Below are 6641 nucleotides of genomic sequence, written 5' to 3'. Positions count from 1 at the left end.
CTGCGCGTCGTCAAAGTTTCCTTCGACACCGTACACGTGCACGTTTTCCCCCTCTTGGGTCTGCATCTGCCATTTTTGCACGGGGCTGACGCCGTGTTCCGGATAGAACACCACGATTTCCGTTCCCGGCACATCTTGGAATCCTGCCAACGCGGCTTTGCCCGTATCGCCGCTGGTCGCGGTCAGGATCAAGGTCGTTTCCGCGCGCCCGAGTTTTTCCTTGGCGGCCTGCAGTAAATGAGGAAATAAAGATAACGCCATGTCTTTGAACGCCAGTGTCCGGCCATGGAACAGTTCCGTGAAGTAACGTTTTTCACCGACTTTGCGCACGCGAATAATCCCCGGCATATTGAATGTCCCGTTGTATGCCTTGCGGCATAAAGTCAACAGTTCTTCTTTTTCCCAATCGGTAAAAAACAGCGCCAATACTTCGGCGGCGAGTTCCGCGTATGTCAGATTCGCCGTTGCTTCCCAGTCCTCACGCGGTGCCGGTAAAGATTCCGGAACGTACAGTCCCCCATCCGGTGCCAGACCTGAAACAAGAGCTTCCGCGGCGGTAACGGACGGAGCGCGCCCGCGCGTACTGACAAAATTCATGGTATTCATCTCCTTTGGCTTGCGCCTGATCCTAACATGCCCCAACGGCATAAAACGACTTTACAGCCGTAATTATATGCATAATTTAGTACCTATTATACCATACGTGAAGATGCGCCGAGCGCGACGCGCCTGACAATTTTCCCGCGCTTGGGTACAATGTAAATAAACGGAGGAGGGATACCATGTCCATGATCGGTACTAAAGGAAGCTTTACCCGCGTCATTGCCGCCGCGGATACGGCCGCGACCGTCGGCAGCGGCACCGTCGACGTGTGCGCGACGCCCGTGATCGCCGCCGTAATGGAGGCGGCCGCCGTCGCCGCGCTCGCGCCACACCTGAACGATGACGAAACTACGGTCGGCACGCGCATTTCTCTCACGCACACCGCGCCGAGCTTAGTCGGAATGACGCTGACCGCCTGCGCGGAAATCACGGCGCACACCGGACGGCAATACGAATTTACCGTGACGGTGCGTGACGAGATCGGCGTCGTCGCCGAAGGTACGCACACGCGCGTTGCGGTGAATACGTCACGTTTTTTGGCGAATGCCGCGACGCGAGCGCGCAAGTAAGCAATAAAAAAGATCCTCCACGGAGGATCTTTTTTAACGTCCGCATTTCAGCGTGAAATACGTCACTTCGCGATCGCAAAATACGCGCAGCGGCATCCAGCCGCCCGCGCCGCGACTGACGTAACCGACATTGGCGCCGCGCGTAAACAGGCCGCGATTGTACGGATACATCAGCGGAAACGTCTGCCCGGCGGGACCGAACTGCATGCCGTGCGTGTGTCCGGCCAACGTCAGCTCAACGTGACGCGTGAAACCTTCTTCCAAAAATTGCGGGTGGTGTGCCAGCAACATCACGAACGCACGTTCCGGAATGCCCGCCATGGCTTGATCCGTATACTCTTTGGCTTGCGCTTTCAAGTTCTCGCCGCGTTCGAACGGATAATCCACACCGGCCACGTAGATAGTCGCGCCATCGCGGGAAAGCGTGGCGTGCTCATTTTTCAAGATGCGAATATCGGATTGCGCAAGGTAGTCCGCGATCAGCGGCTGGTTGCGGAAGTATTCGTGATTGCCCCACACATAATCGATACCGAGTCGAAAGTTCGGCGCTTTTTCTTTCAACAGTTGCTGCAACGCCGGAAGCTCCCGCACGTCATCAATCAGGTCACCGCCCAAAACGACGTAATCCACTTCATCGCGTTCCGCCTGTTCCAAAATCTCCGCCAGATCACTGACGTGGTAGTACGGTCCGATATGCAAATCGGTAATGAGCGCGATTTTGGTACCGTCAAATTGATACGGTAAACTCGTGTAGCGTAATTCTTTCGTTTCATAGTCCAAATGTTCGCTACCGTAGAGACCCGCGCCGATCATGACGACAGCGCCGACCATGATGAACGCGCTGAGCGTCGACCAAAGTCCCCTTTTTCCGCCGAATAATGAAAGGATACGCACAATGAGCAGCGGCACCGCCACGGCGATCTGCCAGATCAGCCAGGAGACGCTAAGCAATGCCAGAAAACGGCCGAACGCGCCGGCGAAGGTCGTCAAATATAAATCCGCGTAAAAAAAGTAGTAGGCGGCCGCCAGCCACGAAATGCTTAGAAAGCTGCCGAAAAGCGTGTACTGATTCATCCTCCACAGAGCCGCCAGACACGCGGAATTTATAAAAGATACGACAAAGGAAATTGTCAATAAAGCAAGTAAAATAAAGTTCACTCGAGTCATTTTTAATTACCGATCCCGATCTAAAATATATGTCGCCAACTTGGCATGCGGTCCCGCCATTGGCAGCGTCACAAATTCGTCCGGCCGCACCCAGCGAAAATCCCCCGCTAATGTTGACGGCGGCGCCGCGCGGTACGCCCGCAATTCCCAAATGCGATGCGAAAACACGTGCTTATGCCGCCAAAACCATTGCCTGGACTGCGGCGGATACTGCGTAAACAGTTCCTCTTTCGCGGCCGTCAATGTCCGCGCCAACTGCTGCGGAAACTGCCACATGCCGGCGAGCATGCCTTCTTCCGGTCGCCGTTCCAATAAAAACGCCCCGTCGCGGGCGACCACGGCGACGGAGGCATACCATTTTTGTTGCTGTGTTTTTTTCCGACGTACAGGCAAGGTGTCCGTCTGCCCGGTTCGGTACGCCGCGCATTCCTCGCGCAAAGGGCACTGACCGCACCGCGGCGCGCGCGGAATACAGACCATCGCGCCGAAATCCATCAGCGCTTCGTTAAATTCCTGCGGCCGATCCGCGGGCAATACTTCCGCGACGAGTTTCGTCACTTCGCGATGCACGGGCGCGTCCAAAATATTTCCGGTGATCCCGTACAGTCTGGCGAATACGCGCAGGACATTGCCGTCGACCGCCGGTTCGGGTTCGTTAAAGGCGAGCGAACGGATCGCTCCCATCACGTACGGACCGACGCCGGGCAACGCCAACAGTTCGTCACGCCCCGACGGAATTTCGCCGTCGTATCGCGCTTGGACTTCCTGCATCGCCTGCTGCAAAAGGCGGGCGCGCCGGTAGTAACCAAGCCCTTGCCAGGCGTGCAGAACGTCTTCCGTAGAAGCCTGCGCCACCGTCTCCGGCGTCGGAAATTTCTCCAGCCAGTTCGTGTAGTAGGCGCGCACCGCCTCCACGCGCGTCTGCTGCAACATGATTTCCGATACCCAGGTGCGGTACGGCGTACGCTCTTCCCGCCAGGGGAGTTCGCGGCCGTTGACTTTGAACCAGGCCAGCAGTTTTTCAACCCAGGTCGTCACGTAAACTCTCCCGCTCGACTTCGCGCAATTCAAACGCGATGATTTCTTCCTGATCCTCGGCAAATAAAATCATGCCTTTAATCGCATGCCCCGCCAAAAGTTGCGGCAGCCAGAGGTGATCTCCCGACCACATCTCTTCGTAAGGCACGGCGTTCGGATAAAACCACTCCGGCTCCATTTCTTCCGTCGGCTTCGGTATCCCTTCGTAACGCTCCGCGATATAAATCGTCGCCGGATGATTGAGTTCCGGATGGTCTTCAAAACGAAATTGCAAATGCCCCGTCAATACGAGATTTTCCGGTTCGACAACCAGTCCCGTCTCTTCCCGCAGTTCACGCGCCGCCGCTTGGCGCAGACTTTCTCCCGAGCGCACCTTGCCGCCGAAACCGTTCCATTTATCGACGCCGAAACCGCGACGTTTCTTTCCCAAAAGAACTGCCCCGTCATCGCGCCGTACAAAGACCAACGTTGTCGGTTTCATCGTTTACGGCTCCCGACATGCTGCGAAAGAAATGCCGCCACCGATTTATCTTCCGCGATGCCTTTCAATAAGGTTTGCTCCGAATTTTCCATATGCCGTACCGCAATTTTGCGAGCGCGCGTCGCGTTGTGTTCGGCGATGGCTTCGACCAAATCGCGATGCTCCTGCCAGGTATCCTGCAAGCGTCCCGGATAGTGCAACGATACGGAGCGAAAACGCGTCAACATTTCCCGCAAGTTGTTGATGATTTCGCTCAGGCGACTGTTGCGACTGGCCGTATACAGAATTTGATGAAATTTAATATCCGTCTCGACGATCTTGTCGATGTCCCCGTTCTCGATGTAATCGCCGATTTCCACGAGCAGACGTTCAAGTTCTTCGAGTTCTTCCTCCGTGATGCGCTCCGCCGCCAAACCGGCCGCGAGTTCTTCGAGCGCCGTGCGGATTTCAAATACTTGGGAAATATCTTTCAGCGAAATGTCCGCGACATAAGTGCCGCGCCGCGGAATCATCACCACAAAACCTTCCGCTTCCAGTTCGCGCACCGCTTCGCGAATCGGCGTGCGCGAAACGCCGAGTTCATCCGCCAATTGTAATTCCATCAGGCGCTCGCCGGGCTGTAAAGTGCCGTTCTGAATGGCCGTGCGCAATGTTTCCGCGACGAGTTCACGCAACGGACGATACGCGTCCAAGTGAATTGGCGCCAATCGTTCATGAGTTCGTTTTTTCATCGATAACCGCCCCTCGTTTTAACTTGATAACTGCGCCAACCGCGCTGCTCCCGTTCGATTTGCCGCATCACGAAATACGCTTCGCGAGCCGTCGGCACCGCCACGAAAAAGGCCGCGCCGGAGCCCGTCAGTGAATACGGGTAGCGCAGATCGCGCAAAAACTTTGAAAGCTCCTGCAACTTCGGTTCCGTCGGCGCAAGCAGCGCCAAAAAATCATTGCCCAAGCGTCGCCATACCATCTCGGGCCGCTGTCCCAATGCCGCGACCACGCCGGTCACATCGACCGTGCCCGCGAAGGGTGTCGCATCGTAACGCGCGTACGCCTGCGCGCTTGCCACGCTGAGCGGCGGCATGACGATGACCAGGTTCGTTTCGGGCAACTCCGGCAACGACGTCAGCACATCGCCCTTTTCTCTGCCGCGAGCGCAACCGCCGAAAACGCAAAACGGCACGTCACTCCCGAGTTGACCCGCCAGCCATAACAGTTCCGCGTCCGTCAAACCGAGTTGCCAAAACCGGTTCAGGCCGCGCAACACGGCGGCCGCGTCGCTGGAGCCGCCGCCGAGGCCGCTGCCCGCCGGAATTCGTTTATTGAGTTGAATCGCCACGCCTCGCCGTTGGCCGACATAACGGCGCACCAGTTGAGCCGCTTCCCACGCCAAATTGCCGGCGCCCAAAGGCAGCGACAAATCATTGCAACGAAAAATCAATTCATCGGCCGGACTGAAAAAGACGGAATCGCTTAACGTGATCGAATGCATCACGGTATCAATATTGTGGTAACCGTCCACGCGCCGACCGGTAATGGCAAGTGCCAAATTAATTTTAGCGGGTGCCAATTCTTCCTGCATACAGTCACCTGCCTCTAGCAAAAATCAATCGAATCGTATAAGATAATTTATAAGATACGGGTGTTTCCCGCGCCGTCCGAAAAGGGCGTCGCCGGTAAGTAAATGGTATTTTTTCGATACATCCGTTTCCTATTCAGTATACTCGAATTTAGCGGCGCTTACAATGAGCACGCGCTGAAAGGGGCTTTATGCGTTCATTTCTACATACGCTTTTAATGGTCACTGTCGGCTGCTTTATTTACGCGGTCGGACTGAACATGTTTTATATTCCGCACAATTTGCTTTCGGGCGGGATCACCGGCGTGGCGGTCATCATCTACTACCTGACCGGCATTTCTTTCGGTATCGCGAACTTAGTCATCAATATCCCGATGATTATTCTGTCGGTGTTATATCTCGGCAAACGCTTTACCGGTATTACGATCTACGGCACGGTCATGATGTCGGTCGCCGTCGATCTCCTCGCGCCGCTCGCGCAAACGATGTACATTCATGAGTCCGTATTGTCCGCGGTCTTCGGCGGCATACTGCTCGGCGTCGGCTCGGGTCTGATGTATCGTTACGACGGCAACTCCGGCGGACTGGATGTCGTCGCGGCCATTGTGAAGAAAAAATATTCGCTGGAAATGGGCAGCGTTATCTTCGCCCTTAACGCCTGCATCATGGCGGCGGGCGCGATCATCTTCAACCTGGAGCTCGCGGTGCTGACGCTGGCAGGCATGTACACGCAATCGCTCGTCACCAATAAAGTGGTCATCGGTTTGAACCAACGCAAAACCGCCTATATTGTTTCCGAGCACGCCGATGAAATCGCCGACGCGATCATTCGCGAAGTCGGCCGCGGCGTGACGATTCTCTACGGCGAAGGCGCGTTTACCAAAGGAATGCGCAAAGTTATCTTTGTTGTCATCAACCTGACGCAGATCGCGAAAATCAAAAAGCTGCTTGACGAGATCGATCCGCACGCATTCATGTTCATTACGCCGACAGCGGATGTCATGGGGCGCGGCTTTACCTCGCCGAAAACACCTACTATTCCGCAGGAAGCGCAGTATTACCATGATGAGTTCGGGCGGCTGATCCGCAAGAAAACGCTGTTCCCCGCCGAAAAACATCCGGTGCAGATCTCACCGCAAGCAGCCAACGTCCAGGAAGCGAGTCGCATGGTGCCGAAAGAACCTCCGGAAGAATAAAAAAAGAA

7 protein-coding genes and 1 pseudogene are annotated in these 6641 nt (G+C 55.6%); 2 read left to right on the top strand and 6 right to left on the bottom strand.

The genetic code is table 11. The features are described 5' to 3' along the window. Positions 1-597: pseudogene (locus KH813_RS00985) on the bottom strand (threonine synthase); the annotation flags it as partial. Between the two features lie 185 nt (positions 598-782). Here KH813_RS00985 and KH813_RS00980 point away from each other — a divergent pair. Beyond that, a complete protein-coding gene (locus KH813_RS00980) occupies positions 783-1172 on the top strand; it encodes a thioesterase family protein (protein ID WP_303992105.1) in 390 nt (129 codons plus the stop codon). Between the two features lie 33 nt (positions 1173-1205). Here the strand turns inward: KH813_RS00980 and KH813_RS00975 are convergent, their stop codons facing one another. The 5 genes from KH813_RS00975 to ispE form a co-directional block, all read right to left on the bottom strand. Next, a complete protein-coding gene (locus KH813_RS00975) occupies positions 1206-2246 on the bottom strand; it encodes a metallophosphoesterase (RefSeq protein WP_303992102.1) in 1041 nt (346 codons plus the stop codon). Between the two features lie 99 nt (positions 2247-2345). Then, positions 2346-3377, bottom strand: a complete 1032-nt coding sequence (gene mutY / locus KH813_RS00970; protein WP_303992099.1) for an A/G-specific adenine glycosylase — start codon at positions 3375-3377, stop codon at positions 2346-2348. After that, positions 3361-3858, bottom strand: coding sequence for an 8-oxo-dGTP diphosphatase (locus KH813_RS00965; RefSeq protein ID WP_303992096.1), 498 nt, complete (start codon positions 3856-3858; stop codon positions 3361-3363). The genes mutY and KH813_RS00965 overlap by 17 nt, the downstream gene beginning before the upstream one ends. After that, positions 3855-4589, bottom strand: a complete 735-nt coding sequence (locus KH813_RS00960) for a GntR family transcriptional regulator (protein WP_303992093.1) — start codon at positions 4587-4589, stop codon at positions 3855-3857. Before KH813_RS00960 ends, KH813_RS00965 begins: the two co-directional genes overlap by 4 nt. Beyond that, positions 4586-5440, bottom strand: coding sequence for a 4-(cytidine 5'-diphospho)-2-C-methyl-D-erythritol kinase (ispE, locus tag KH813_RS00955; RefSeq protein ID WP_303992091.1), 855 nt, complete (start codon positions 5438-5440; stop codon positions 4586-4588). The genes KH813_RS00960 and ispE overlap by 4 nt, the downstream gene beginning before the upstream one ends. A 188-nt stretch (positions 5441-5628) precedes the next feature. Between ispE and KH813_RS00950 the strand changes: the two genes are divergently transcribed. Further along, positions 5629-6633, top strand: a complete 1005-nt coding sequence (locus tag KH813_RS00950; RefSeq protein WP_303992088.1) for a YitT family protein — start codon at positions 5629-5631, stop codon at positions 6631-6633. Positions 6634-6641: the final 8 nt, after the last annotated feature.

The organism is Negativicoccus succinicivorans, from assembly GCF_018373335.1.
Taxonomy (GTDB): domain Bacteria; phylum Bacillota; class Negativicutes; order Veillonellales; family Negativicoccaceae; genus Negativicoccus; species Negativicoccus succinicivorans_A.
The sequence above is the reverse complement of the archived record's forward strand: the minus strand, read 5'-3'. Positions and strand labels throughout refer to the sequence as shown.